This is a genomic window from Thalassoglobus sp. JC818 (assembly GCF_040717535.1).
Taxonomy (GTDB): domain Bacteria; phylum Planctomycetota; class Planctomycetia; order Planctomycetales; family Planctomycetaceae; genus Thalassoglobus.
Window position 1 is genome coordinate 470,922 of record NZ_JBFEFI010000005.1, and the last position, 25,824, is coordinate 496,745.

Here is a 25,824-nt window from a genome sequence, read left to right on the forward strand (position 1 = left end):
AGTTTCGAAACATCGATCATAAAAACGAAAGTGTAGCTGGCCCATCTCGATGTTTGTAACCCATGACACGCCAACAGGAAAGAGCCGCTTACTGCAACGAATACATCGCTTTCTCTTGCTGCTCGGCACGGCGTCCGCAGAACTCTTCCGATCACGTCAAACCTACATCTCAATTCTTGAGGTTCTATCGGAATGTTGTTTACGTCATCTCTCTCATCAATCCGCGATCGTTTCTTCACGACGAACTACGGCTCGACCATCATTCTCAAAGCATGTGGTTTCGTCGAGGAACATCATGCTCGCATTCTCAGCGCAGAAGATGGTCAGATTCGAGTTCGAATCGGCTTCACCATGCTTGAGCAATTCATCTTCAACTGCCCCCGCACGCGACCTGTTGATGTCATGTTGCGCGTCCGACACCTGGACGACCATGAAGAAGCAGGCGAGATGAAAGATGTTCTTCCAGCAGCCAAATGCTCACAGGTGGATGTCGAAATACTTCCGAAGTCGGTCGGTTGGAGTCAGCCCGAGTTCGAACAGTTTTCACGAAAACTCCTCTGGTCGCTGAGAAGCCATTTCGTCTCGCCAGCGTAAACGAGTCAAACAAGTGCATCACAGCCGAGGAGGAACGGCAACCGGCGGTCGAAACAACTCCACCGGAATGGTTGGTTGAACGCCTTCGATGAGGTCCGAAATCAGAACCGCTGTCGCCGTTGACTGACACAATCCGTCGCGGAAATGTCCGGCAGCGACGAATAGGTTTTCGAAGGTGTCGATCGCACCGATCGCTGGGAATCCGCGAACCGCTCTTGGACGCAGACCTGCCCATGATTGGACAAACTTGGCTTGCTTCAGTCCGGGGAAAAGACTGGTCGCGAAATCCATGAGGCTCGCGACTCCCTCTTCAGTTGTCTGCTTGACGAATCCGACATCCTCCATCGTCGATCCGATCAATACGTGTCCATCATCCCTAGGGACGATGTACCGTCGACCATCTTCAACAATGTGAGTGATTGTTCCCGGACTGGTCATCAATAGAACGATCTGCCCCCGCACTGGCTCGACTTCGAAATTGACGGAGACGGATTCCAGCAACTGAGTTGTCCAGGCACCCGTTGTAATCAGAAATTGATCGGCAGAGTAAACTGATCCCTGAGCCCGGACTGCCTCAATTTGGTTACCACTGGAATCGATCTGATCGACGGAACAGTTTTCCTGAATGGTCACGCCAGCCGACAGACACGCTGCCTGAAGTGCTTTGACATGTCGTGGGTTTCGGACCTGTGACATCGTCGGCAATGCAAAACCGCAGGTGAGTCGATTCGACAACCCCGGTGCGTATTCGGACAGCTCGCTCCCTTTCAGCCCTTCCACGGGAACGTTTTCGTTCTCCCAGAGTTGTTTCTGATTGAGCAACTCCTGCTCATCGTCGAGCGAAATCTGCAAAGAACCGGAATTTCGATATCCATTGTCGAGGCCGGTTCGCTCCGAGAGGTCTTGAGAGAGCTTCGGCCAGAGAGACGCGGACAAACGGACGAGTTCGCGGATTTCCTGAGGACCATGGATCTGCCCCGGTGGCAGCATTCCGGCTCCGGCCCATGAGGCTTCCTGACCAACTCGGTTCTTCTCGAGAACGGAGACCGACATGCCTCGACGCGCCAGTTCGTAGGCTGCGGTCAGTCCGATCACTCCGCCACCGACTATTACGACATCCGTCATCCAACTCCGAGCCGCGCGCGGCCACTCTCCTCTTTTAGTGCATCGTTAGGTTGGGTTGGCACTCTCTTGCACGAGCCGACACAGCCTTTGGCTTGATGAAACAGCACAAGCGAGTGCACAGGAAAGAGCAACATGCTCTCGTCGTTCGAATCAGCAATCGTCCAACGACAACCTGCAAACTCGAATTAGACCATTTCCACGGTTCGTCTGCACTCGCCCGAACTTGTTTCTTTCGATCGATGTAGCGTTTTCTCAGATCGTGAAAGTCATCCCAGTGATAGATGGATGAGAGAATTTAGCCACGTAAGGATGCTAGATATCCTCGAGCAATTTGAGTCGCATCAGCCCCGTACGCATCTCGAAACGCCCGATCGGCATTCAGCCCATTACGGAATCCCTGAATCAGTCTCGCAAACTTTCCAGGCCCTCCTTGATCGAGGAGGTACTGGACGAGAGTGAACCCAACTGGTCCGATCGTCGCAGGCGAGAAGCTTCCGTCTTCGAAGACGTCCTCCGGCTTTCCGAGTGTCGGAACAAGACTCGCAGCTGTCTGTTTCATTTGCAGAACTTGCGGACCTGTTCGCACACCTTTCATCGACATCATCAGTCCGGTCCCGCTGACAACCCAATCCGGAAGAGCTGTTCCTGACTGTTTCAGGTAAGCTCCCGTCAGATGCTCGATCAGCAGTTGCTCTGTCGTCGGGGTATCGCTTGCATCATCACCTCGATCCTGGAATGCGATGTATGCCTCTTCATGCGACGCGGTCACTTTGGAGTGTCCACTCATCTCTTGATCGGCTCGACGCATTTCGACGACCTGATTGAATTCGTCGTAGCTGAAACGATCTTTCAGAACAAAAATGGCCAGCTTTCCACGCCAGGGAAGACCTTCCCCTCCGAACATCTTATGTAACTCAGAGAGATGTTCTTCAGCATCCTCTGCGACTTCTTCCAAGCGATCCTTGCTGACGTTACCCACGACCAGAAAATGCTCTGTGTCGACGCTTTCCCGAGGGTCATTCGGGACCGATCGTCTCAGTTGTTCGGTCGTCCGCTCAAGCCGGTGGGCGATCATTTCTTCATCGGTTTTTGAACGAAACTGTTCGGCAAGCATCTCTGCTTCAGATCGGACGTATGTGCGAATGTTCGTTCTGGGGTCCGCCCCATCGAAGGTATTTCCCTCAGCGAACCACTTCTTCATGTCTTCGTAATTCTGACGTGTAATTCGTCCCTGCCCCTGTGGCATTCGAGGAAGCTCAAGACCTCCGACGAGCCGGAAGAACCTGCTGTTCTCCATGTCACCCGGGATGATGACCTCGCCGCTGTCTCCACCTCTCATCAGATCGAAGAACGTTTCAACAGACAGCCCTCCCGATTTGTTTCGAGAGTTGTGACAGTTCAAGCACAAATTCGCCATCCAGGGAGCCATATCTTGCGTGAATGAAACGGTTTCAGTCCCGGTTGGTTTTGGAATCTGAACGTCCAGAGTTTCTTTCTGATGCTCGTAGATCAAATCTGCGAGAGTTGCCTGTGGACTTCCGAAGTCGAGTTTCGCCCCCTGACCAATCCACTGCCCAACCAGCATAATTTCGTCTTTGGAAAGAGGTTCTCCTCGAGCTGGCATTCTGCCTTGTCCCTCGGGAGCGGATAGCCGTGCGATCAGTAAGCTTCTGGCTGGTTGTCCCGGAATCAGCAAGCTTCCACTCTGTCCGCCTCGTCTCCAACCGGCGAACGTGTCCAAGCGGAGGCCGTTTCTTGGATTGTTAGCACCGTGACACCCCAAGCACTTCTGATCGATAATCGGAGCGATATCCTCGATGAAACTGACTTCGGACTTTGCCTTCGGTGCTTTTCCGGACGATTTGTCCATGAGCCCCTTTTGACGCTCGATTTCCGATTGAATCGAAGCCAACGCGCGGTCATCTTCGCTGATACCTGCTTCTTCAATGATCGCTTCGAGTCGAGACTCAACTTCATCAATGGTCTCTTCAGCTTCTTCGTATCGGTCTCGACGGAGCAGAGAACCGACTCGAGAGACAGTCCGTTTCAGAGAAGCAATCTCCCGCCGATGCTCGGTCGTCAATTCCGCAAAAGCTTCCGAAGACATCATGAACAGAGAGAAGATTGCGCAAACGACAACAGCAAGGCATTTTACCTCTTGCCGCAGCGAAAGATTTCCAGAAGAAGTCACTTCGGATGATTGAGATCGATGCCGCACAACGTGCTCCTGCGAATTCAAGAAGACCGATTCAAAAAACGCTCTAACGATCATGAAAATGCCTGCACCTTTGGCGATTCCGAATTCATTTCTGGGCCGCTGACCGATCGATTGCATCACTGATCGCGTTTCCAACCACGATAAGTGACCGAAGACCATTCGAATTTCGATGTTAGGCGGAAGAGTGACTCTTCAGCCTCACCCAATCAGCTGTGAGCTGAATCTTACATCCTCATTCGCAGCCTGTCATGAGCCATTCCCAAGAGCGAACTACAACCTGGCAGTGTTTCATATGCGGAATCTGACTCGTTCAATGTTGTCGCTGCAAATTGCATCGATTTTCAGTCTGTTCTGTCCAGAGACCGCATTTGTCGCTAGAACATTCGTCGAAACTCCTGATGGAGTCATCGTTTTCTGCATAATCGCCTCAGCTCATCCAATCCGCAGCCTCCACGATTCCGGCTCCGAGCGACCACTCTCAACAAACTGGCTTTCAGTATTCTGGACGATTGAAATTGACCGCCTCTCATTTTTCGCGAGATTCCGCCTCTCAATCGTCGATTGATGGGGATTCCATCGCTTCGTTCCGACTGCGAGAGCGACTTTTCCCGGAATCACCGGAGGCCCTGATTCCCTCAATTCACTTCGTCGGAGTCTGCGGATCGGGCATGAAATCACTTGTCGATGTCATCTGCGACGCAGGCTGGCACATGACTGGAAGTGATTTTTCTCAGAACGAGAACACCTGGAAGGAACTTCGAAGGCGGAATCTGTTCCGTCTTCAAGACGTTTCTGACTGGAACACCCGCGTGTCCTGCAATCTCCTCATTTACAGTGCCGCTGTTCCGGAGTCGGACCGTTTTCGTCAACTAGCCTATGAGAACAATGTTCCTCAGCTCTCATATGTTGAGGCACTGGCGCGGATCACAAACTCATCGGACGGAATAGCCGTTTGCGGAACTCATGGGAAGAGTTCTACCACTAGCCTGCTCAGCCATTTCATGCAGGCTGCCGGAGTGCATGCGACAACATTCTGCGGCGCTCAACAAGTTTCTGACGGCCGAAGCGGTCGCTTGGGTCTCGACGATGTCGTCATCGTTGAAGCCTGCGAATTTCGGGAGCATTTCCTTCAGTTTCAACCGAAACAGATCTGCCTGCTCGGCATTGAACCCGATCACTTCGACTGTTTTCCAACACTCAATCACGCGATCGGAGCCTACGATCGCTTCATCCAGTCACTCCCAGCGAACGGAACTCTAACTGTCAATTGGGACTGCAAAGCATCTCGCGACCTGGCTCTCCAATACGAGAGCAATCAACAGGGGCGGGTTGTTTCCTATGCTCTGTCAAATCCGGCTGCAACCTGGACAGCACATCGCGATGGTCGCAGCGTTTTGATCTACGAAAGCGGACAAAAAGTTCTCGAGGGGTCGTTTCCGTTGCCGGGCGAACACGCTCTAAGAAATCTTCTTGCAGCTATCGCAACCTTGAGTGCATCGGTTCGCGTTGATGAGCGAATTGCGAGTTCAATTCAGGAGTATCGCGGCCTGAAACGAAGATTCGAAGTCGTTCGTGAAATCTCTGAACGTGTGGTCATCGACGACTTCGCCCATCATCCAACGGAAGTTCGTGTCACCTTGGAGACAGCGCGTCGACATTATCCCGACTCTCACCTCGTGTGTTATTTTCAGCCGCATCAAGTCTCGCGAACACGTGCGTTGCTGCATGAATTCGCTCACTCGCTGCAATTGGCCAATGAGGTTTTCGTTCTTCCCATTTACGCTGCCCGCGAAACCATCTCCGAACTTCAAGAAACCACAGCGAAAGAACTGGCAAATCTCGTCGCCCAATTGGGGACGAAAAGTGAGTTTCTCACATCGCTTGACCCTATTCGCACAAGATTGGAGACTACCCCACTGACGAAGGAACTCATAATCACTTTAGGAGCGGGCGACATCGCTCAAATACACGATGACCGGACTTGATCAGTTTAGCGAAATCACGAAATTCGACGAACCACTCGCCCCGTTGACCTGGCTCAAAGTGGGCGGCCCCGCTCAGATTTTCATCGAGCCCCGCACGGAAGAAGAATTGGAAGGAGTGCTCCGAGCTGTCAGCGAAGAGGGCTTGCCTGTCCGCCTTCTCGGCGGCGGTTCCAACGTCCTCGTACGCGACGATGGATTCGCTGGAGTCGTCATTAAGCTGACCGGCGATGCTTTCTCGGATATCAAGACCGAAGGAACTCGTCTCCGAGTCGGTGGAGCGGCTCCACTGTCTCATGTGATTTCATCAGCAGTCGGCGTTGGTCTGGCTGGACTGGAAAATCTGGTCGGAATTCCGGGAACAATCGGCGGAGCCATCAAAGGAAATGCTGGCGGCAGACATGGCGAAATCGGTCAGTTTGTGAAGTCCGTCGATGTGATGACAGCGAATGGAGATCGTTTCACTCGCAGCGGCGACGAGCTGAGTTTCGACTACCGGACCAGCAGCATCAACGAGCTTGTGGTGATTTCGGCCGAACTCGAAATGCCTCAGGAAGATCCGGATGAAATCACAAAACGGATGCGGCAAATCTGGATCATGAAAAAATCCTCGCAACCGTTCTCTTTTCAGTCGGCGGGTTGCATCTTCAAAAACCCTCGCGGCCTGAGTGCAGGAGCGTTAATCGAGCAAGCCGGGCTGAAAGGGACTCGTGTTGGAAACGCAGAAGTCAGCGACCGACACGCCAACTTCATCGTCACCCATTCGGATGCAACCGCGACTGACGTGCTGCAACTCATCGAGCTGATCAAATCGCGAGTGCACGAAGTTCACGGTGTCGAGTTGGCGACTGAAATCCAGATCTGGTAGTCCGCTCAGTTACTACCCCGACGACACTCAACGCGTTTCAACGGGATGTGTTACGCACTCTCGCGTTTGTAGACGCCTCACGGACTTCACGCGTCTTACATCCAGCGAAATCCGCATAACTGCCGAGTTCCGCAGACGAGTGGAAGTCGGTATCGCCCACGGAATCTCGTTGAATCGTATCGTGTCCGGACAGAGAGTTCCCCGCGCGTCGCTGATGTGGCTCATCCTGAGAGTAACTACCTCGGATCTCGCTGCGCGCTGGCAATGCTTCGAATGAATCCCTGAAAGTCTTACACAGCGATGGCGTGGTCATTTTGCTCCACGGAACGGTAGGAATTGAGCCTCCCACCAATGACGACAACTGCGGTCTACAAAATACTGATTCTCATTCCCGCAGTCATTGCAATCGCTGGGCTGTCTTGGCTCACTCAGAGAGTCCCACCCACAGATACTCAGCAAGTTTCTCGGACCGAAATCTCAAAGTCCGAAGAAACTCTGCCTGCTGCTGAAACGATCGCCGTCGAACAGCCTTCAAGTCTCGAGACGCAGTTCTTCTCCCCTTCAGAAGTTGAAAATCGTCTGCGGACCGATGTCTCGACACTTGCCAGCGATGAGTTCGAAGGGCGAGGACTTGGCACGGATGGGCTCGATCAAGCCGCGAATTACATTGCCGAAGAGTTTCTGCAAGCAGGACTCACGACCAACTGGTGCGACAATGGTCCCTTCCAGGAATTCACTTTAATCCCGGCGTTCTCACGGGTTCCCGTCGGAGCCCCGAAAATTGTTCTGTCTATCGGAGGAGATTCGAATGGCAGTCCACGAACGCCACCATCCACACTGAAAGCAGACACAGACTTTACGTTTCTCCTTCGATCTGACCGAGCGCCTGCGAAGTGTCCGTTGGTCTTCGGAGGCTATGGAATCACAGCCCCGGAATGGAACTACGATGACTATCACGATGTCGATGTCACAAGCTGCGCGGTGATAATCATTCGCGGCGAGCCGTCACATGTCGCCTCGCGACAACCTGGAAATTCTGGTCAGCCAAGCCGTCACGCTTCTGTCTTTGCGAAAATTGAAAACGCAATTGCACACGGAGCTTCGACAGTTTTCATCGTCGACTCACACTCGCAACAACACTCCTCGTCATCGGTTCGAACAACACCATCAGGGCTGCTCGACGTCGAGTTTTCACAGAATCTGTTTTCTTCGGCAATTCCGGTGGTCCATTGTCGACCTGAATCGCTCAACCAGTTCTTAGAGGACTCAGGCCAACTGACAATCCACGAACTCGAGGACCTCATCGCTCAAACATCTGCTCCTCACTCGCAGTTGATGGACTCAATCGAAGCGGACTTCAGTTCACAATCGCCAAAGCATCGGCAACTCGTGAAGAACGTCATCGGATCGGTGGAACCGCTCGATCCTGAGGCAGCGAAAACAATTGTGATCGGTGCTCACTATGACCACCTTGGTCGCGATGGATGGGGATCACTCTCTCTCGGAGCAGACGGAGAGATCCACAACGGCGCCGATGACAATGCTTCCGGAACGAGTGTCCTTTTGGAAGTGGCCCGCCGGTTGTCGAAACATCGCGATGAACTCGTGCATCGCGTGTTGTTCGTCGCTTTCACTGCTGAAGAAGTCGGGTTGCGTGGCAGCCAGTATTACGTGCGTGAGCCGGTCGTCACTCTGAATGAAACGATGACCATGATCAATCTTGATATGGTCGGAAGACTGCGAGAGAAAGTCACCGTCTACGGAGTCGGGACTGCCAATGAATGGAACGAACTGGTGAGCGAAGGGGTGACTGCAGCGTCTTTAGGTGCGGAATTCATCAACAGTGGATACGGCCCCAGCGACCACGCAGTGTTTCACGAAGCAGGGATTCCTGTACTGCATTTTTTCACGGGGTTTCATCCGCAGTACCATCGCCCCGAAGACGATGCGGAATGGTTGAACATTTCAGGCATGCGACAAATTGCGGACTGCGTCACAGAAATTGTTATCGAGATCGGCTCAGGCCGCAGCCCGTTGACGCGATCCAATGACTCTCAGTCCAGTCTCTGGTCCGAACTCGTCACAGCGGACTTCAGTGCCGCCCTTGCGAGAAGACATCCCGGGCTCGGGGTGAGAGTTCGAGCGACAACTGAAGATCCCGGATTGGAAGTCGTTGAGGTTCTGTCCAATAGCGTTGCCGAACGGGCTGGGCTGAAGCCGGAGGATCGAATTCTGAAGCTGAATTCCACAGAAGTGAATTCTCCATCGGAGCTTCAGAGTCTGCTTGAATCGTTGAATCCAGACGAACGAACAACGCTCGAAGTTCAACGTCGATCTCTCACTCTCGAATTCAGAATCAATTTCTAGCCATCTCTTTCAGCGGACCTGAATACAGCTGCGCAGGTGACTTACAGTAACGACTGCACACACTTCCCACCTGATCGCCATCAACGGTTTTTCGACTGACATCAAAGTGGTGACGAGTGGGCCGTCGCAGATCAGAGAATGGCGGTTTCGGACTCTTCAATATCGCCCATCAGTCATTGATTTCCACGGGAAACTGACTCTTCTTGTACGTTCTGCCCCTGAAAACTATGATGCTCGCTTACTGTGAATTCACTCATCAGTGTGGAACTGATTTGGCTGCTTCGGGCTGGCCATCGGATAATTCACGATTCATCGATATTGTTGCGCCAGGAGTAGCGGGATGGGAGTGATGCGTTTTGTCGTCCATCCCGCAACAAGTCCGGAGGAGTGGCCAGAACACCGGCAGGCGTACATCAGTGGATTTGACGGGCGGATCTTCCCGACCCGAGTCGAATTCGACGGCACAACACTCTCCTGTCGTCGCTCTTATTCCGACAGCGGAAAGGTCAGTGTCCCCTGGCCGGTTGAGGGCATCGGACGGCCCGTTCTGACCACAACTTCGCTTCGAGAACAGGAAAAGCCGTACTTTCTGCCTCTCGAACTCGCTCGAGGAAAGCTCTCACAGATTCGGGATCAGGCCGCCATCTGGGAGATGGCGCGGATGATGATTCCGTCGGAGTTTACGAAGCTGCAGTCCGAGTCATTCAAAGCCCTCGCACGTGCCAGCGCCTGTCGGGATCTCCCCGATCAATGTGCCGAAGCTTCGCAGCGGTCGCTGCAATTGGCTTGTCAGGCAGCCAACATACTGACGCACGCTTATACACTCCAGAGAATGGCGAGTATCCGCCGATCGTCCTCTCACGCTCCGAATTTGCTCGGAGCGACTGTCGACGCATCAGTATTAACGGATCGCGGCCGAACGACATTCTTCAACACCTTCAATACAGCATCTGTTCCGATTCGATGGACTGACATCGAAAAAGACGAAGGCGACTATGACTGGTCACTCGTCGATCAGCTGATTGAAACCGTCTCAGAGAATCGGCTGATCATCCGCGGAGGTCCGCTGGTCGGTCTCGATGATGGCGGACTTCCGGAATGGCTCGAGCCGTGGAGCAGTGACTTTCTCAACTTGATCAGCTTCGTTTGCGACTTTGTCGATACAGCAGTCTCACGCTACACCGGTCGCGTTCGAATTTGGGAGATCTCCGCTGCCGGCAATTATGGGGGAGCACTCAACCTTAATGAAGAGCAGTGCTTATCCCTGACAGCAAGAACTTTGGAAGCGGGAGTCCGCACTGACAGCGACTCCCAATTCTTTATTCGCATCGAACAACCGTGGGGTGAGTACCAACGGTTCGGACATCATCAGCTCACACCGTTTCAATTCGTGGATGCACTCGTTCGTTCGAATCTTGGCCTGACCGGTGTGAGTCTCGACATCAACGTCGGCTACACGAATCGAGCCTGCCTGCCGCATGACATTTTGTCGATCTCGAAACTGATCGATCTCTGGAGCCTTCTCGGCCTGCAAATTCACGTCAATCTCGCCTGTCCGTCGGCTGCTTCGCACGACCCGCTCGCTGATCCCACGATCGCGGTCCGCTCGCATCCTTCTCAACCGCAATGGACCGAAGAACGACAAGCCCAATGGATGGGTGAAATCGTTCCGCTGCTCATGGCGAAACCCTCTGTGACAGGCGTCTTTCTGGACCAGTTCAGCGACGGGGCACCGCATCGGCATCCACACAGTGGGCTGCTGACCGCAGATGGACACTCGAAGAAAATGCTCGAAACTCTTCAGCAGCAGTCCAGATTCGAAACGCAGTAGCGAGAGCAGTTTTGCTCTCCTCGTTTCGCATTTCCGCTCATTGCATTGCACAATCGACCTCGGTCGACTCACAATCTAGCTGTTCGACGGATTGTCTATCCGAGAGCAACAGAGGTACGTGCCCGCCGATCCTATGATTGAACGTGAGAACGATCTACTCTCACTCCTCAGGATCACTGAACGAAAGATCCCCGATGCGAAGTCACACCAGCTTGCATGTTTTCGTCGCGCTGCTGTTTTCCAGCCTTATGCTGTCGACCAATGTCAGGGCCGAAGACGATTCCAACTGGCTGCCCAAGTTTCTCGAAGCGGAAACGCAAAAGTGTGCTGAGTTGACTGTCGCAGCGATGTCGAATCTCGACACCTGGAAGCAAAAGAAACCGGAGTACCTCCAACAGCTTCAGCAGATGCTAGGACTTTCCCCCTGGCCTGAACGAACACCTCTCAATGCAAAAGTGACAGCGACTCATCAACGCGACGGCGTGATCGTCGAGAACATTGTGTTCGAGTCAATGCCCGGCCTGTATGTGACAGGCAACTTCTACCGCCCGGAAACACAAACTGAGCCACTGCCTGCCATTCTTTACGTGTGTGGTCATGCCCGAGTTCGTGAGAATGGAATCAACTACGGTAATAAGGTCAGCTATCACCATCATGGTGTCTGGTTTGCACAGAACGGATACGTCTGCTTGACCATCGACACGATTCAGCTTGGCGAGATTGAAGGCTTGCACCACGGAACTTACCGCGAAGGAATGTGGTGGTGGCACAATCGCGGATACACGCCCGCCGGTGTGGAAGCCTGGAACGGAATTCGGTCGCTGGACTATCTTGAGTCTCGCCCGGAAGTCGACTCCAAGCGATTTGGAATGACAGGGCGTTCAGGTGGAGGCGCTTACACCTGGTGGGTCGCCGCTCTCGACGAACGCATCGCCGCAGCGGTCCCCGTTGCTGGGATCACAAGCCTCCAGAATCATGTGATCGACGATTGCATCGAGGGGCACTGCGACTGCATGTTTCAGGTGAACGCCTATCAATGGGACTTTCCGATTGTCGCAGCTTTGATCGCCCCGCGTCCGCTATTGATCTCCAACACTGACAAAGACTCCATCTTCCCTTTGGATGGAGTTGTTGATGTCTACATGAAGACGCGACACCTGTACGAATTGTACGGTCAGCTTGATCACATCGGCCTCAACATCACAGAGGGACCGCATAAAGACACGCAACGCTTACAAGTCAGCGCATTTCATTGGTTCAACCGTTTCCTCAAAGGCGAGGACCAACCCATTGAATCCGTCGCTGAAAAGATCTTTACCAAAGAAGAACTGAAAGTCTTCGACACGATCCCAGCAGATGAACGAACATCAACCATTCACGAATCGTTCGTTCCCATTGCCGATCTTCAGATTCCTCAAACCACCTCGGAACAACTTGAACTCGCCAATAAACTGCAATCCGAACTCTTGAAGACGAGTTTCCGCAACTGGCCGAACTCGGACAGCGACGGCCCAGTCCAATTCGAACCTGTTCAAGAAACGAAGAGCGATGGACTCATGCTGCGAGAGTTCAAACTCGCCAGCGACGCAAGTTGCAGCCTTCCCGTCTTCGTGGTCTTGAGTGATCAAGTAAGCACGCCGAAGGCATTGGAATTCGTCGTTTGTGACGACTCCACATGGAGCAGATTTGCGAAACAAGTCGGCGAGCATTTTCCGACTCATCCGAATGTCACCGTTTCCAATCAAGCTGAGAACCAAACTCTGGAAGCAGATGAGGCTGTGGACGTTTCGATGCTGATTGAATCATTGAGAGAGTCTGACTCTTTAAAAGGAAAAGCACTCGCCTTCCTCGCTCCACGTGGGTTTGGGGCTTCCGCATGGCCGTCCGAACTCCGCGCAGCCACGCATGCGAAACGAAGGCTTGCTCTCCTCGGTCACACCTTGGACAGCCTGAGAGTCTTTGACATCGTGGAGGCCTGCAAAGGGCTGCACCAACAACCAGAATTCTCAAATGTAGAACTGACAGTTTCCGGCCCTAAAGATATTGCAGGAGTCGTGACAACCGCCGCCCTGATTTCGCCATTGATCGATCGCGTCGAACTGCCGTCAGCCGATCAAGTTTCTCCACCGGAATTGTTGATGTCCGATCAAGTTGTTCCGTTCGATACGTTGACGAAGCTTGTGGCACTGACGAAGGTGCAAGCCGAAAACGAATAGCGGAATCTCGTTCCGGTTCGTCACTGTTACTCGACACGAGCGGTCGCTGCTATTGTGCGATTTGATGAGAGCGGGGACAACGTGAAGCGATCTTTCGAGCACTTTCTGATTTTGCCTGCACGATCTCGCATGAGCAAGCACAGCCTTTTGACTTATGAAACAAAGCGAGCGAGTGCATAGGAAAGAGCAACTTGCGCTAGGTTTTGCTGAGTCGCTTCACTTCCGCCGGAGAAATCTGTCCGTCATGCAGTGCAGATGCAACGAGGAGTCCGTCGATATCGCACGCATTTTGAAGTTCTTCGATCTCCTCCCAGTTGCGGATGCCTCCTCCCGTCCAGATTTTCGCCTGTGGGTTCCTTTCCAAGATCGATTGGCAAACCCCAAGAGTTTGAAGACCTCCATTCATGCCGACAGCGGCGAGGTCGAGGACAATGTATTTGGTTAGACCGAAGCCTGAAACACGGTCAACAATTTCGAGCGTCGTATTGTTCTCACCGAGAACGCCCATCGGATCGCTGTTCATGAGATCGAGACTGAACCTGAGAGAAGTTGTCGGGATCACCTCGAGGAGTTGTTCAAGAGCCTTCCAGTCGGCGAGGGTTTCAAGAGGAACAATGATCTCTTCGACAGCGAATTGCCTCAGTCGTTCAGCAGTCTGAAGTGAAACGCTTCCGCAGTCGACTGAGATTTGAAACCCGGATTCAACGAGTTCACCAATCGTCTCAAAATCGGGCTGCGCTTCAGCAATCGCATCGAGGTCGGCAACATAAACTCTTGTCAGCCCAAAACGTTCACGAAACGCACGAGCTGTCGCAAGCGGTTCAGAGCCCTCAACCAGACAACTCTGATTCGGTTTGTATTCATCCCGTCGCCCGGCGATTCCGCGAACCACCTGACCGCCCATTAAGTCGAGAACAGGAACGATCTGCATTGAAGCACTCGGGGAATTGTCAGAAAACTCTCGGGCTTTTTACAGGCACGGCTGTACCGTCAAGGTGCCTCAGCGAAACGATGACATCAGCCTCATCATTCAGTCACTCGCTGACGCGTCCACAAGATGAAAAAAGCCCCAGTCGTGTCGATCCACAACCGGGGCAATTTCAACTTGAAGTCTCATTGTCTCCAAATCATCTTCATCGTTCAGTCTGCAGCGAATCGCATTGGCGAATGCCACTGACTTCGAATGAAGAATGTTTAGGAAATGGTTCCGCCGTAGATCGCGTTGCTATCGAGGAGTTCTTCGATTCGCAGCAACTGGTTATACTTGCAGATTCGGTCGGTTCGGCTAGCTGATCCGGTTTTGATCTGCCCTGTTCCGAGAGCGACTGCAAGGTCGGCGATGGTTGTGTCTTCAGTTTCACCGGAGCGGTGACTCATGACAGCGGTGTAACCGTTCTTGTAGGCGAGGTCGACAGCCTGCATGGTTTCGGTCAACGTTCCGATCTGGTTGACTTTCACCAGGATGCTGTTGCCAATCCCTTCTTTGATTCCGCGAGCGAGTCGTTCTGAGTTGGTCACGAAGAGGTCATCACCAACCAGCTGGCATTTGTCGCCAATGCTGTCTGTCAGAATCTTCCAGCCTTCCCAATCGTCTTCGAAGAGGCCGTCTTCGATCGAGCAGATTGGATACTTGTCGACCCAACTGGAAAGAAGTTCGACCATGCCGGCGGAGTCGAGTTCACGACCTTCGACGGTGTAGAGTTTCTTCTTCTCGTCGTAGCACTCGGACGCAGCACAGTCCAATGCGATTTTGACCTGTTCCCCGGGCTTGTACCCTGCTTTCTCAATTGCTGTCAAAACGACTTCGATGGCCTCGTCGCTGTTCGGAAGATCAGGAGCGAATCCACCTTCATCTCCGACAGCGGTGCTCATTCCTTTGTCGTGCAACACTTTCTTCAAGCTGTGAAAAACTTCGGTTCCGCAGCGAAGTGCGTCGCTGAAGGAATCGAACCCGAGTGGCATCACCATGAATTCTTGAAGATCGATTCCGTTGTTCGCGTGGGCTCCACCATTGATGATGTTCATCATGGGAGCAGGCAGGCGGCAAGCACCAGCACCACCAAGGTAGCGGAACAGTGGAAGTCCGCAGGAATTGGCAGCCGCGTGAGCTGTCGCCATGGAACAAGCGAGAATCGCGTTGGCCCCGAGTCGAGCTTTGTTTGGTGTTCCGTCGGCGGCGATCATGGCTTGATCAATCGCTGCCTGATCGAATGCGTCGAGACCGGTCAGCAGGTCGTCCAGCTCTTCGTTGACGTTCTCAACAGCTTTGATGACCCCTTTTCCGAGGTAGACATCTTTGTCACCATCGCGAAGTTCACACGCTTCGTGTGCTCCTGTGCTCGCTCCACTGGGAACAGCAGCTCGACCGACGGCTCCGTCGTCCAGCGTGACCTCAACTTCAACTGTCGGGTTTCCACGACTATCGAGGATTTGTCGTCCATGGACTGCAAGAACGGGAATACTCATGGGGACACCTTTCAACGCTAAGCTTTTCTGAATAAGCACTTGTATCAATAATCGAGCCCCAAACGCAGGCAGCGCAGCGTACAGTTGGTGACACGAGTGCGTGTTGTATCAAACAGACGCGTCGATCTCCATCGTGTCGATTGCCATTCCCCGCTCCGCGAATTCCGCTCGAAAAGCGTCTTTTCCCACATTACCTAAGTTTCATAACCGGAATCATTCTCAAATTTCGCACGAACGGGTGACCAGTACAGCCCAAACATTCGTGTTGAGACGCAGAGATGCCGATGAAGAAATCAGCGGGACGGTGCCAGACACCGATACCTACTGAATTCCTATGCAGCGACGAGGGGGGAACTGCAATGTTTAAGAAGACATTCTTGGCAATCCTGACCGCAACTGGAGTGCTGTCATTCTGCCAGATCAGTCACGCTCAAATGTTCTTCGAAGCGGACTGGGTCTTTATGGATCGCGACAACGATGGAGACGGAAACATCGTCGCTGGACCAGAATCACTCGGTCTTGGAAATAGCGACTACGACTTCTCATCCGGTTACCGACTCATTCTCGGTGGTCAACTGGGATGTGTCGACATCGACTCTTCATGGACTCAACTGGATACCTGGGAATCCAGCGACTCCGGAACTTTCAACGGCGACGTCCTCTTCGACGACACTGCCGGAGGCGGATTCTTCCCTGCTGGTGGCAACTCGCTGAACCGAGCATTGGGTCTCAGTCAGGCCGCCACTCTGGTCGGAGCCGAAATCGACGAAACAGAGTTTCTGAGAGCCACGGATCCGATGGATGCAGGCTATTCACCACGTTGGACATCGTTCTCGGAATCGAACTACTCCGACTTCGAATTGAATATCGGAACCAACCGTGAGTGTCGACGCTGGCGTGCATCCGTGGGTTACCGTCACATTGAACTCGACGAGATGAGCGGAGTGACCTTGGGCGGTTTCTTCGACGCAGTCGATGCTGCTGATGGAACACCTGTTGGCGGACAGCCGAACGATCAGCTTGCTGGTTCATCGCTGGCTGCCGTTGGCTTCGATCCAATCGTGGCGGGTTCACTCGACGGATTCGCAACACCAGCCGGACCTGATTCGATTCTCTATCAAGTACGCGGAGATGCTTCGAACGAACTGGATGGTGCTCAGGCAACATTCGCAGGTCGACTCTTCGACGGCGACTGGGTCACGATCGAAGGCTACGGCAAAGCTGGTATCTTCCACAACAACATGCATGGTAGCGTCGGTGAAACCGTCGTCGCCACCGGAAACGGAAACGCCGCTTACCGTCGTCGACTCTCTGACAGTGAAATCGGGGCTGCCTTCGCTGGAAACCTTGGCTTCACCGCGACTGTCTCTCTGACCGACTACATCAACCTGGTGACCGGTTACGAAGCACTCTTCCTGTCAGGTGTCGCTCTGGGACCAGATCAGATCAACGGTCTCTCGACAAACTTGCTCGGAAATCGCCGCTACAGTGTCGAGAACGATGGATCAGTCATTGCTCACGGTGGTCGTCTCGGACTCGAGATCCTCTGGTAAGCACTGCTTAGAAGCCGTCGCTGCAATCAAGTCGTACTCCCGAAGACTCGCGTGAACAATAGACTCAGCAAGTTCATGCGAGTTCGGGACGACCTTCTCAGAAAGCTGTCTACTGAATCTTTCCTCGACCAACGATTGGCAGGATTCGCTCAACTGAATTGTCCCGCAACCCGTAGAATCGGTCGTAGAGCAGAGTCGTCAAGTCGCTGTAACCGGGGACGACAACTACCTTGTCCCCAATGATCAGATTTCTGGACTCTGGGCCAAGCTCAACCACCGTATGTTCCGCACTGAAGGAGTTGATCGATGCGTCGGTCAACTCCTTTCCGTTTGCCAACTTCGAAATTCGCGGCGGATAGATCTCGGAGTGCATGGACTTACGGCCAATGTCCAGCACCGCTTGCATCAGGCTCGGTCGGCTAACCACTGTCGCCACGACTCCCAAAGCTGGCTTCAGCCCGGTGACTCCACACATCTCTGAATAAAACGGATCACCGAAGATTCCGCCACCTGCCTGAATCTCTGTCACAGCAGGCAAATGGGCTGTCACCTGATAGGAACCAGTCCCGCCAGCGGAGACGATGTCGCAGCACATTCCGTCGCGGATCATTCGGTCGCGCTGACGTTCGAGCAAGGACATCGCAATCCCGATGCGATTTCGCTTGCGCTTAGGATCTGGTTCGGTCAACAGATGACCTTCATAGCCCATGATCCCCACGAGCCGAACTCCCGGCAATCGATCAATTCCGCGAACCAGTTGATCGGCGTCAGGACCGGGACGAACTCCGACGCGGTTCATTCCGATGTCGAGTTCAACAATGACGCGACAAATAACTCCCGACTGGCGACAGACATCGGAGAGTGCTTCCGCCTGCACGAAGTGATCGCAGGTGACGATGGGATCTCCATCGCGACAAATGCGCACGATGCGCTCGAGCTTTTGCTCTCCGACGATCAAGTTCGCGATCAAGACATCGGGAATTTGGTTCTCGACGAAAGTCTCTGCTTCCGACGACTTCGCTGCCGTCACGCCAATCGCTCCAGCAGCGAGTTCTTGGAGCGCGATCTCCGGAACCTTGTGACACTTCGCATGCGGTCGCCACGCTTTTCCTGCATCGTGAATCTCAGTCGACATGGCACGAACGTTTTCGTCGAGCACGTCGAGATCGATGCAAAGAGCGGGCGTATCAAGTTCACTCAGATGGCGACCAATCATGCTCCTGCTGACGCATCTTCTGTCGGACCAAAGAACGTGTAGTACGGTTGACCGAGTGCCATTCGCTGGACCATGAGTGCAGCTTCACGCAAGTGATAATCGCCCCACATACACGATTCGCCACACGGGACAAGCCGTCCCTCAGGAATGTAGTCCCAGCCACGTGGTCGATGATAAATCGAATGCAGAAGCAACCCCTGATGCGCCGGATCGAAACTTAGATAAGGCTCTTCCAGCAGGTTGAAGAGAATCGTCAATCCAGCTTGTGAGTAGCGATCTGCATCGGGACTCGATTGTGTCTTCAGCCAGTTTCCGAGACGCAGAAATCCTTGAGCTGCAATCGCAGCTGCGGAACTGTCGACCGGCTCAAAGTCGTTGAACGGGTCTGCTTTCTCATTACGATAGTCGCCCAAGTTCTCCAACCCGGGAGCACCAGTATCCCAATACGGAATCCCGTCGATTGGACTCTCTGAGATGTAATAGTCGCACGCAGCCATCGCAGCATGTGTCATGAACTCTTCAATCTGCTCGCGGCCTCCAAACACCTCAAGTTCCTCATCTGGGATCTGAGCCAGAAACTCCAATTGCTCGGGATAACCTGCGATGATCCAGGCAGCTCCGCGAGTCCAAGTTGTGAAGGGACTGTAGCCCTGCTGCGTACTCGGACATCGCAGGCGCCCGTCGTTGATGTTGAACAGACTTTCGTGAGCGACACGACCACGAACGTCGTAGATGTCGCGTCCTTCGCCATAGAACACATTGGATCGCGACGTCGTTCGGGCGTGCTGAATCAATCGATCAAGGAGAGAAATCGCTTCATCATTTTCCCCCATCAAACGATGCTTCAGATGATGTGCCAGAGCGAGTGATCGGAGCGACCGAATTGTATCGCAGAACAGTGATTGCGGGCCGTTGAACGAGTAGATGTACCCATCGCCGTCAAAGGTTTCGCTCCAGCGGGCAGCTTGTACAGCACCGCTGACCTTGAGTGCCAATTCGTAGCCTGCCAACTCCGATTCCTGGAACGCGATGCGGCCCTCAAGCATCAACCTCCGCAGTGCTCCATAAGTGCTGACGTTATTGAATCCGTGATCGTGGACTCCAATATGGCTGATGTGAGGAGCCATTAACTGCTGCGTTTTTGTTCTTCCAATCTCCAGAAACTGCTCGTCATCAGTGGCATCAAACTGGAGGATCGCTGAACCGAATTGAAACCCTTGAGTCCACTCGGTCCAACCCTGGGCTGTGTAATTCCCTTCCACAGTGAAGACGGGCGAGCCGACTTCCGGTCCACACGTTTGCTCGATGGAGAGAATCTTCTCCGCCGAGGACTGCCACATTCGTTGAATGCCCGGAAGAAGGTCTTGCGGAGTTAACGCATCGTTAATTTCAATCATGAATCGTTTTCGTATCTAAACGACATTTGAAAGTCGTTGGTATCAATGATGTGGCGGACAGCTACCCTGAAAAGACGTCCTACGATGGAGCAGTCTGACGATGAAGACTTCGCATTTCTCAGCGAACCTCTTCAGTAGAGGATCGTAATGGACCGACTGAAGAAGCTGAACCATGGAAGTGATTAACTTGTTCTGACCAGTAACACGAACAACTGATTGGCAGTTCATCGAATTGAGTCGTTTTTGCTCAATCAATTCTCGCTTGCTGCAGGTTGAACAGTTGCTCCGGTGGTGACATCGACGCTCCAGTCAGCGTGCGCCTGCTTCAATCGCTTGAAAATCTTTGGCTCGGCTTCTGACAGATCGACTTCCTCCTGAGGATCTTCCTCGAGGTTGAACAGCCTCACGTCAGCTCCATTTCGATCGGAGAGCAACTTCCAGCTTCCATCTCGAACTGCCCAGCTTTTTCGATACTGCCAGTGTAGCAATCGATCCGGGAGCTCTTTCTGCTCGTACAATACTGATGCAAGACTTTGGCCATCGGCAGAAGCGAAACGCTCGCCGCCAGCAATCTCGACGAGTGTCGGCAGAATGTCCATCGTCAATGCGGGGGATGCGGATGTCGTCCCCGGCAAAACCTTTCCCGGTTGCCATGCCACAAACGGGACACGATGTCCCCCTTCCCACAAACTCCCTTTGTATCCGCTCCACGGAGCGTTCGAGCCTTCCTTCGTTGCCCCATTATCGGAGAAGAAGAGGACAAGCGTCTGGCCATCGAGTTTGCAACTTTTGAGAGTCTCAACAATCTGTCCGATGCCTCGATCCATCTCAACAATCATCTCCTGATAGGCTCGCCCCACGTCTTTAACTTTGGCGTCAGCCAGATCACCAACTCGCCCGCGAACACGCACTGCAGGGTCATTCGGCCCTTGAAAGGGAGAGTGCACGCACTCGTGAGCAACATACAGGCAGAACGGTTCGTCCTGATGATCGACGATGAAGTCGACTGCATGTTGAGTGACTAAATGTGTCGTGTATCCCTCTTCGTTGACTCGCTGAGCATTGTGCCACCAGTCGTCAATCCCCATCCGATCCAGGTGTGACTGGTAGCAGACATTCCCACTCACGTACCCCCAGAAATCATCAAAACCGTGATGCACCGGGTTGTACTGCTTCTCGTATCCCAGGTGCCATTTTCCAATAACGCCGGTGGTGTATCCCAGCTTCTTAAGCACTTCGGCAAATGTCGTTTCGGAAGTCTGAAGCCCGTGGTGCCTGTTCTGCTTCGGGTCAGCAAAGACCACTTCTTCCATACCGGCCCGCTGTTGGTACCGTCCGGTCAGCAAGGCCGCTCGCGTTGGACTGCAGACGGGACCGTTAGAATGGAAATCAGTCAGCATCATCCCTTCGGCTGCCATTCGGTCCAGATGAGGCGTCTCGTAGGAGGTCGCCCCAAAACAACTGACATCTGCATACCCGAGATCATCAGCCATGATCACCACAAAGTTCGTCGCTGGCGATGATGCTGTCTCTGCTGCGACGCACGTGTTGCCCAGAAGGATCAGAAGACAAGTCTGAAGAACCGTTCGAGTGAGTCTTCCACATTCGACGACGAATGGAATCCGAAAAGCCATAAAGAACTCCGCTTGCAGATGAGCACGGACGAACAAGCCTCTATCGAGTCAATCGAGGACCTCAGCGATCCAACGACGGTCGATTCGCGATTCCGGTGCGAATCACTTCAAGGATTTGTTCGCGTTCCTGTCCGGTCAATGCAAGGCGTGGAGCACGTGTCTTCTCCGAACCAAGTCCGCATTCTTGCACTGCAAGCTTGATGTATTGAACGAGTTTCGGGTGAGTATCTAAATGAAGCAGCGGAGTGTACCAGCGATAGACTTCAACAGCTCGTTCGTAGTCCCCAGAAGTCGCAAGATCCCAAAGCAATCGATTCTCAGCAGGGAAAGCATTCACCAAACCGGAGATCCAACCTTCCGCTCCGAGCACAATCGATTCGAGCACAAGATCGTCAACACCGCACAGGAGCGTATATCGATCACCGCACAGATTGATCAAATCGGTGATGCGACGAACATTCTCGGACGACTCTTTGATGGCCACAAGTTTGGGCTCATCGGCCAGCTCCAAAAACATCTCCGGAGTGATGTCGACGCCGTATGAAACAGGGTTGTTGTAGACCATAATCGGGAGGTCCGTCGCCTTCGCAACAGAACGAAAGTGCGTCATCGTCTCCTCCGGAGCGGACTTATAGACCATCGCCGGCAGGACCATCAGCCCATCGACACCAATCTTGGCAGCATCTTCGGCGAACCGCTGCGCCAGCGATGTCGTGCACTCTGCAACACCGGTGAGAACCGGAACCTTTCCGCCGACCGCCTCAACGGTCGCTCGCAAAACCTCAAGCTTTTCGGAGTACTCGAGCGAACAGTTTTCACCCACTGTTCCCAGCATGATCATGCCATGTACCCCTTGATCAATCATGTGCATCACATGCTTCATCGTCTGCGGGATGTTGAGTGACTCGTCATCGTGAAACTGTGTTGTCGCTGCAGGAAGAACGCCGCGCCAGTCACTCGCCATGATCTACTCCAATGTTCGTTGATTCGTCAGTCAGCAATAGAGAAGTGTTCGCTTCTCCAGATCGTAGCGAGTTCGCGAGCATTCATCGAATCAAACACAAACCGAGATTGAGAGTTCTATTCATTCCCGAAACGGATCGTTGTTCGATCAGTCAACGAAGCGAATTCTCCCTCAGCAATACGTGACATTCTATCAACGATGTCCAATCGAATGAGCCTTCAGCAAGCGAGAAGACGTTCTAACTCTCCCGGTGAAATCGACGCCCTTTGAGTTCGAACCGCGGCAGTTCGTTAACACCGACTGGAACGACTTCGGCCTGAAAATTGAGGCGATCCTTGATCCGCTGCTGAACGAGTGTCGTGAGTTTGCGAACAGAGCCCTCGTCAGCTTGTTCAACAACGGGTTCAATTTCGACCTTCATATGTGGCATCGATCGGTGGGTCACGACGCGGATCATGTACTCAGCGACACCGGGGATCTCACGAAGAATGGCATCCAGACTCGACGGAAAGACATTGTTTCCACGAATCGTCACCATGTCGTCAGCCCGGCCGAGAATTCCTCCGTCGAGAGAAAGGAATTGGCATCCACTTTCGGGGACTTCTTTGCACTGTTTCACGAGGTCCCCGGTTCGATAACGAATGACCGGCTGCCCTGTGCGGCCCAGATTCGTGAGAATGAGTTCGCCCAGTTCCCCAGGCTCCACGGGATTGAGCGTTTCCGGATCGAGTATCTCAGCGATGCATTCGCTTTCGAGGATCACAAGTTGGCCGGGACGATCAATCGGTTCAATTCCGAGTGAACCGATGTCTGTCATTCCCCAGTGATCGATGACGCGGGCATTCCATGCTGATGAAATTCGGTTGCGAATCGCTGGAATCGCCCCGCCCGGTTCGCCAGCCACAACGATCAATCGAACCGAAGATTCGGAAATCGGAAGCTGCCGCGCCTCAGCGACTTCGGTCAACCGCAGTGCGTACGTCGGCGTACAACAAATGACTGTCGCTTCCAATTCGAGAATCATGTTCAGCCGGGCTTCACTGGTCATCCCTCCCATTGTCAGCGAGAGATTTCCCAGCCGCTGCGCACCTTCAAACGCTGCCCAGAACCCGATGAATGGACCAAACGAAAACGGAAACGCAAAGACATCTTCGGAAGTGACACCGATCAATCGATAGATTTGCGACCAACACTCCATGAACCAGTTCCAACTCTCCGGCGTGTCGAGCCAGCGCATCGGCTTGCCAGTTGTTCCGGAGGTCTGATGCAATCGCGAGTAGTCGGTGACTGGAAAAGTCAGATTGCGACCGTAAGGGAGGTTACTGTTTTGATCGTCGACCAACTCCTGCTTGGTCAGCAGCGGAATCCGCGAGAGATCTTCCAGCCCGGAAAATGAAGAGGGGTCAAAGCCAGCACGTTTCCAACGCTCTTTCCAAAACGGGTTCGTCTCGGAAACCAACTTCACCAATGCACGCAGACGCTCCGACTGGTTGTTCTCAATTTGCGAGCGCGACCAGGATTCCGGAAATGGGTCAACCATTGATTCTTCAATCAGCCAAGTCTTGGATTGCAACGAAAACCTGTCCCAGCCATGCCTCGTGATGCCTGGGAACGCTAAGACACTTTCCACCTAGTTGCGCGGGCACTTCGCACTATGAAAGGCGGCTCGCATCAAATGATTCGAGCTTGGGCGATTGCTACGTAAGCGTGAAATTTGTCCAGCTCAGCTGATTCTGAAGAGATTCTCTTTCGACAGCAACCGAAAGAAGCCTTTCGTTGAAACAACGACTCATCGTCATGCAATGAAGGGCTCTCAATCCAACTTTGGAGAGATCTTGAGACAATGAAGAAAGAATGAAACGGTGACGACGACAGTGAATGACCAGCTAAAGAAATCCCATTATTCCTGGTCGCAATTGCCGTCGTTAAACTGCTCGCAGAATGGCTGCTGCACTTTGTCCCATTGAAGTGCGATTCACACTCATGGCGACAGAAGAGCGGAGGCGTTGCGGCTCCCGCACGACATTCAATCGGCAGTTCGGATCTGGATGCTTGTAGTTGAGAGTCGCAGGCACTTCGCCGTGCTTCATGGCGAGAATACTGCCGACGAGTTCGACTGCTCCCGAACCCGCTTCGAAGTTTCCGAAGTAACTCTTCAAAGCAGTGACAGGAATTCGACCACCCTCATCACCCAGAGTTCGGTGATAGGCTTTGGCTTCGACAAAATCGTCTCGAAGCGTGCTTTTGCCGTGTGCGTTGATGTGACCGATCTCACTTGGTGAAATCTCAGATCGCTTCAAAGCAGCGGTCATTGCGTTACTTAAGCCACGTCCACCTGATCCGTTTTCGTATCCGCGACCGTCACAGCCAGCCCCGACACCAAGAACTTCACAATAGACGTCGGCTCCGCGAGCAATCGCGTGGCTGTATCGTTCCACGACGACAACTCCAGCCCCTTCACCGACAATTGTTCCATCTCGATCGAGATCGAATGGGCGGCAAGCGGTTTCGGGATCGACCTGTCGAGACAAATTGTCATACAGGCTGATTCGTGCGATATCCACCGGATGAATATTCGAGCTGCAAGCTCCGACGATCATCGCGTCAGCATGACCACGATTGATACAACGCACAGCTTCTTGAAGTGCGAGAATCATCGAAGAATCTGCACTTGTGATCGTATTGTTCGGTCCAGCTGCTTCGTGCTCGATGGCAACATGGCAGGCAGGCATGTTCGGAAGTTGTCGCAGCATCCAAAGTGGCGCGATTTTTCCGAGCGAGTCTTCACCCCAGCGGGTGTACCCTTTGCGATTGGTGGGATCTCCAAAGTCGCGAGCGGCTTCAGCCAATTCGTCTGGCGTGAATGAGATATGCCCGGCCCCGAATTCAACTCCGAGGCGCTCGGGATCCATTTGTCCGTTGCCCAGCCCGGCGTCTTTCATTGCCAAAGATGCAGCGGAAACGCCCAGCTGAATGTCCCGTGACATGACTTTCAGAAATTTCTTCTGATAGACATATTCGAGCGGGTCAAAATCGTGAATTTCAGCAGCGAGCTTGCACGGAAGGCTCTCAGAGGGAACCGATCGCAATAGACCAATACCTGAACGCCCGGCTACTAGATTGCTCCAGAACCGTTCATTTCCAATACCGACCGGTGAAACGACACCGACGCCGGTAATGACGACGCCAGGTGTTTTCTTGCCAGCCATCATAGCTCGACCTCTTGTTCCCGACGGAACACAATCCGACCATCTTCCTGATCTATGTATCGGAATGCATATACCGCCGCGATGAGTCACGCAGACCCGAAATCCGTAACTCTCACAACTTCAATCATTCGAAGATTGTTTGCGAGATTCGAGGAATCTGCGTACCAGTTGCTGGAGGAAGCGA

17 protein-coding genes are annotated in these 25,824 nt (G+C 53.1%); 7 read left to right on the top strand and 10 right to left on the bottom strand.

Features of this window, described 5'->3' with window-relative positions:
- Positions 1-192 precede the first annotated feature (192 nt).
- Positions 193-594 carry a hypothetical protein gene (locus tag AB1L42_RS15885; RefSeq protein ID WP_367057787.1) on the top strand — a complete coding sequence of 134 codons (402 nt, stop codon included), beginning with the start codon at positions 193-195 and terminating at the stop codon, positions 592-594.
- An 18-nt stretch (positions 595-612) separates the two neighbouring features.
- Here AB1L42_RS15885 and thiO read toward each other — a convergent pair whose 3' ends face one another.
- Together thiO and AB1L42_RS15895 are read right to left on the bottom strand one after the other, a co-directional pair.
- On the bottom strand, positions 613-1,719 hold the full coding sequence (thiO, locus tag AB1L42_RS15890; protein ID WP_367057790.1) for a glycine oxidase ThiO: 1,107 nt from the start codon (positions 1,717-1,719) through the stop codon (positions 613-615).
- Positions 1,720-2,014: 295 nt separating this feature from the next.
- Positions 2,015-4,054, bottom strand: a complete 2,040-nt coding sequence (locus AB1L42_RS15895) for a c-type cytochrome domain-containing protein (RefSeq protein ID WP_367057926.1) — start codon at positions 4,052-4,054, stop codon at positions 2,015-2,017.
- Positions 4,055-4,452: 398 nt separating this feature from the next.
- On the opposite strand from AB1L42_RS15895, the gene AB1L42_RS15900 reads away from it, so the two are divergent.
- The 5 genes from AB1L42_RS15900 to AB1L42_RS15920 all read left to right on the top strand — a co-directional run bounded on the left by AB1L42_RS15900 (position 4,453) and on the right by AB1L42_RS15920 (position 13,201).
- Positions 4,453-5,922 (top strand): Mur ligase family protein, encoded by a 1,470-nt coding sequence (locus tag AB1L42_RS15900; protein ID WP_367057793.1) that lies wholly within the window; start codon positions 4,453-4,455, stop codon positions 5,920-5,922.
- Complete coding sequence (gene murB / locus AB1L42_RS15905) at positions 5,909-6,787, top strand: UDP-N-acetylmuramate dehydrogenase (RefSeq protein ID WP_367057796.1); 879 nt, start codon at positions 5,909-5,911, stop codon at positions 6,785-6,787. The genes AB1L42_RS15900 and murB overlap by 14 nt, the downstream gene beginning before the upstream one ends.
- A 351-nt stretch (positions 6,788-7,138) precedes the next feature.
- Positions 7,139-9,154 carry a M28 family peptidase gene (locus tag AB1L42_RS15910; protein ID WP_367057799.1) on the top strand — a complete coding sequence of 672 codons (2,016 nt, stop codon included), beginning with the start codon at positions 7,139-7,141 and terminating at the stop codon, positions 9,152-9,154.
- A 340-nt stretch (positions 9,155-9,494) separates the two neighbouring features.
- Positions 9,495-10,985 carry an endo-1,4-beta-xylanase gene (locus AB1L42_RS15915; protein WP_367057802.1) on the top strand — a complete coding sequence of 497 codons (1,491 nt, stop codon included), beginning with the start codon at positions 9,495-9,497 and terminating at the stop codon, positions 10,983-10,985.
- Between the two features lie 194 nt (positions 10,986-11,179).
- Positions 11,180-13,201: an acetylxylan esterase gene (locus AB1L42_RS15920; RefSeq protein WP_367057805.1), complete on the top strand. Its 2,022-nt coding sequence runs from the start codon at positions 11,180-11,182 to the stop codon at positions 13,199-13,201.
- Positions 13,202-13,397: 196 nt separating this feature from the next.
- On the opposite strand, the gene AB1L42_RS15925 is transcribed toward AB1L42_RS15920, so the two are convergent.
- Both AB1L42_RS15925 and eno read right to left on the bottom strand, forming a co-directional pair.
- Entirely contained in the window at positions 13,398-14,132 is a 735-nt protein-coding gene (locus AB1L42_RS15925; RefSeq protein ID WP_367057808.1) for a HisA/HisF-related TIM barrel protein, read from the bottom strand.
- 263 nt (positions 14,133-14,395) lie between these two features.
- Entirely contained in the window at positions 14,396-15,667 is a 1,272-nt protein-coding gene (gene eno / locus AB1L42_RS15930) for a phosphopyruvate hydratase (RefSeq protein ID WP_367057811.1), read from the bottom strand.
- 359 nt (positions 15,668-16,026) lie between these two features.
- On the opposite strand from eno, the gene AB1L42_RS15935 reads away from it, so the two are divergent.
- Complete coding sequence (locus tag AB1L42_RS15935) at positions 16,027-17,220, top strand: hypothetical protein (RefSeq protein ID WP_367057814.1); 1,194 nt, start codon at positions 16,027-16,029, stop codon at positions 17,218-17,220.
- Positions 17,221-17,329: 109 nt separating this feature from the next.
- On the opposite strand, the gene AB1L42_RS15940 is transcribed toward AB1L42_RS15935, so the two are convergent.
- The 6 genes from AB1L42_RS15940 to AB1L42_RS15965 all read right to left on the bottom strand — a co-directional run bounded on the left by AB1L42_RS15940 (position 17,330) and on the right by AB1L42_RS15965 (position 25,643).
- Positions 17,330-18,436, bottom strand: a complete 1,107-nt coding sequence (locus AB1L42_RS15940) for an alanine racemase (protein WP_367057817.1) — start codon at positions 18,434-18,436, stop codon at positions 17,330-17,332.
- Positions 18,433-19,833 carry a glycosyl hydrolase gene (locus AB1L42_RS15945; RefSeq protein WP_367057820.1) on the bottom strand — a complete coding sequence of 467 codons (1,401 nt, stop codon included), beginning with the start codon at positions 19,831-19,833 and terminating at the stop codon, positions 18,433-18,435. The genes AB1L42_RS15940 and AB1L42_RS15945 overlap by 4 nt, the downstream gene beginning before the upstream one ends.
- 251 nt (positions 19,834-20,084) lie before the next feature.
- Positions 20,085-21,467 carry a sulfatase-like hydrolase/transferase gene (locus AB1L42_RS15950; RefSeq protein ID WP_367057823.1) on the bottom strand — a complete coding sequence of 461 codons (1,383 nt, stop codon included), beginning with the start codon at positions 21,465-21,467 and terminating at the stop codon, positions 20,085-20,087.
- A gap of 61 nt (positions 21,468-21,528) precedes the next feature.
- Positions 21,529-22,431, bottom strand: coding sequence for a dihydrodipicolinate synthase family protein (locus AB1L42_RS15955; RefSeq protein ID WP_367057826.1), 903 nt, complete (start codon positions 22,429-22,431; stop codon positions 21,529-21,531).
- A gap of 238 nt (positions 22,432-22,669) precedes the next feature.
- Complete coding sequence (locus AB1L42_RS15960) at positions 22,670-23,971, bottom strand: AMP-binding protein (protein ID WP_367057829.1); 1,302 nt, start codon at positions 23,969-23,971, stop codon at positions 22,670-22,672.
- 385 nt (positions 23,972-24,356) lie between these two features.
- Entirely contained in the window at positions 24,357-25,643 is a 1,287-nt protein-coding gene (locus tag AB1L42_RS15965; protein ID WP_367057832.1) for a beta-ketoacyl-[acyl-carrier-protein] synthase family protein, read from the bottom strand.
- Positions 25,644-25,824: the final 181 nt, after the last annotated feature.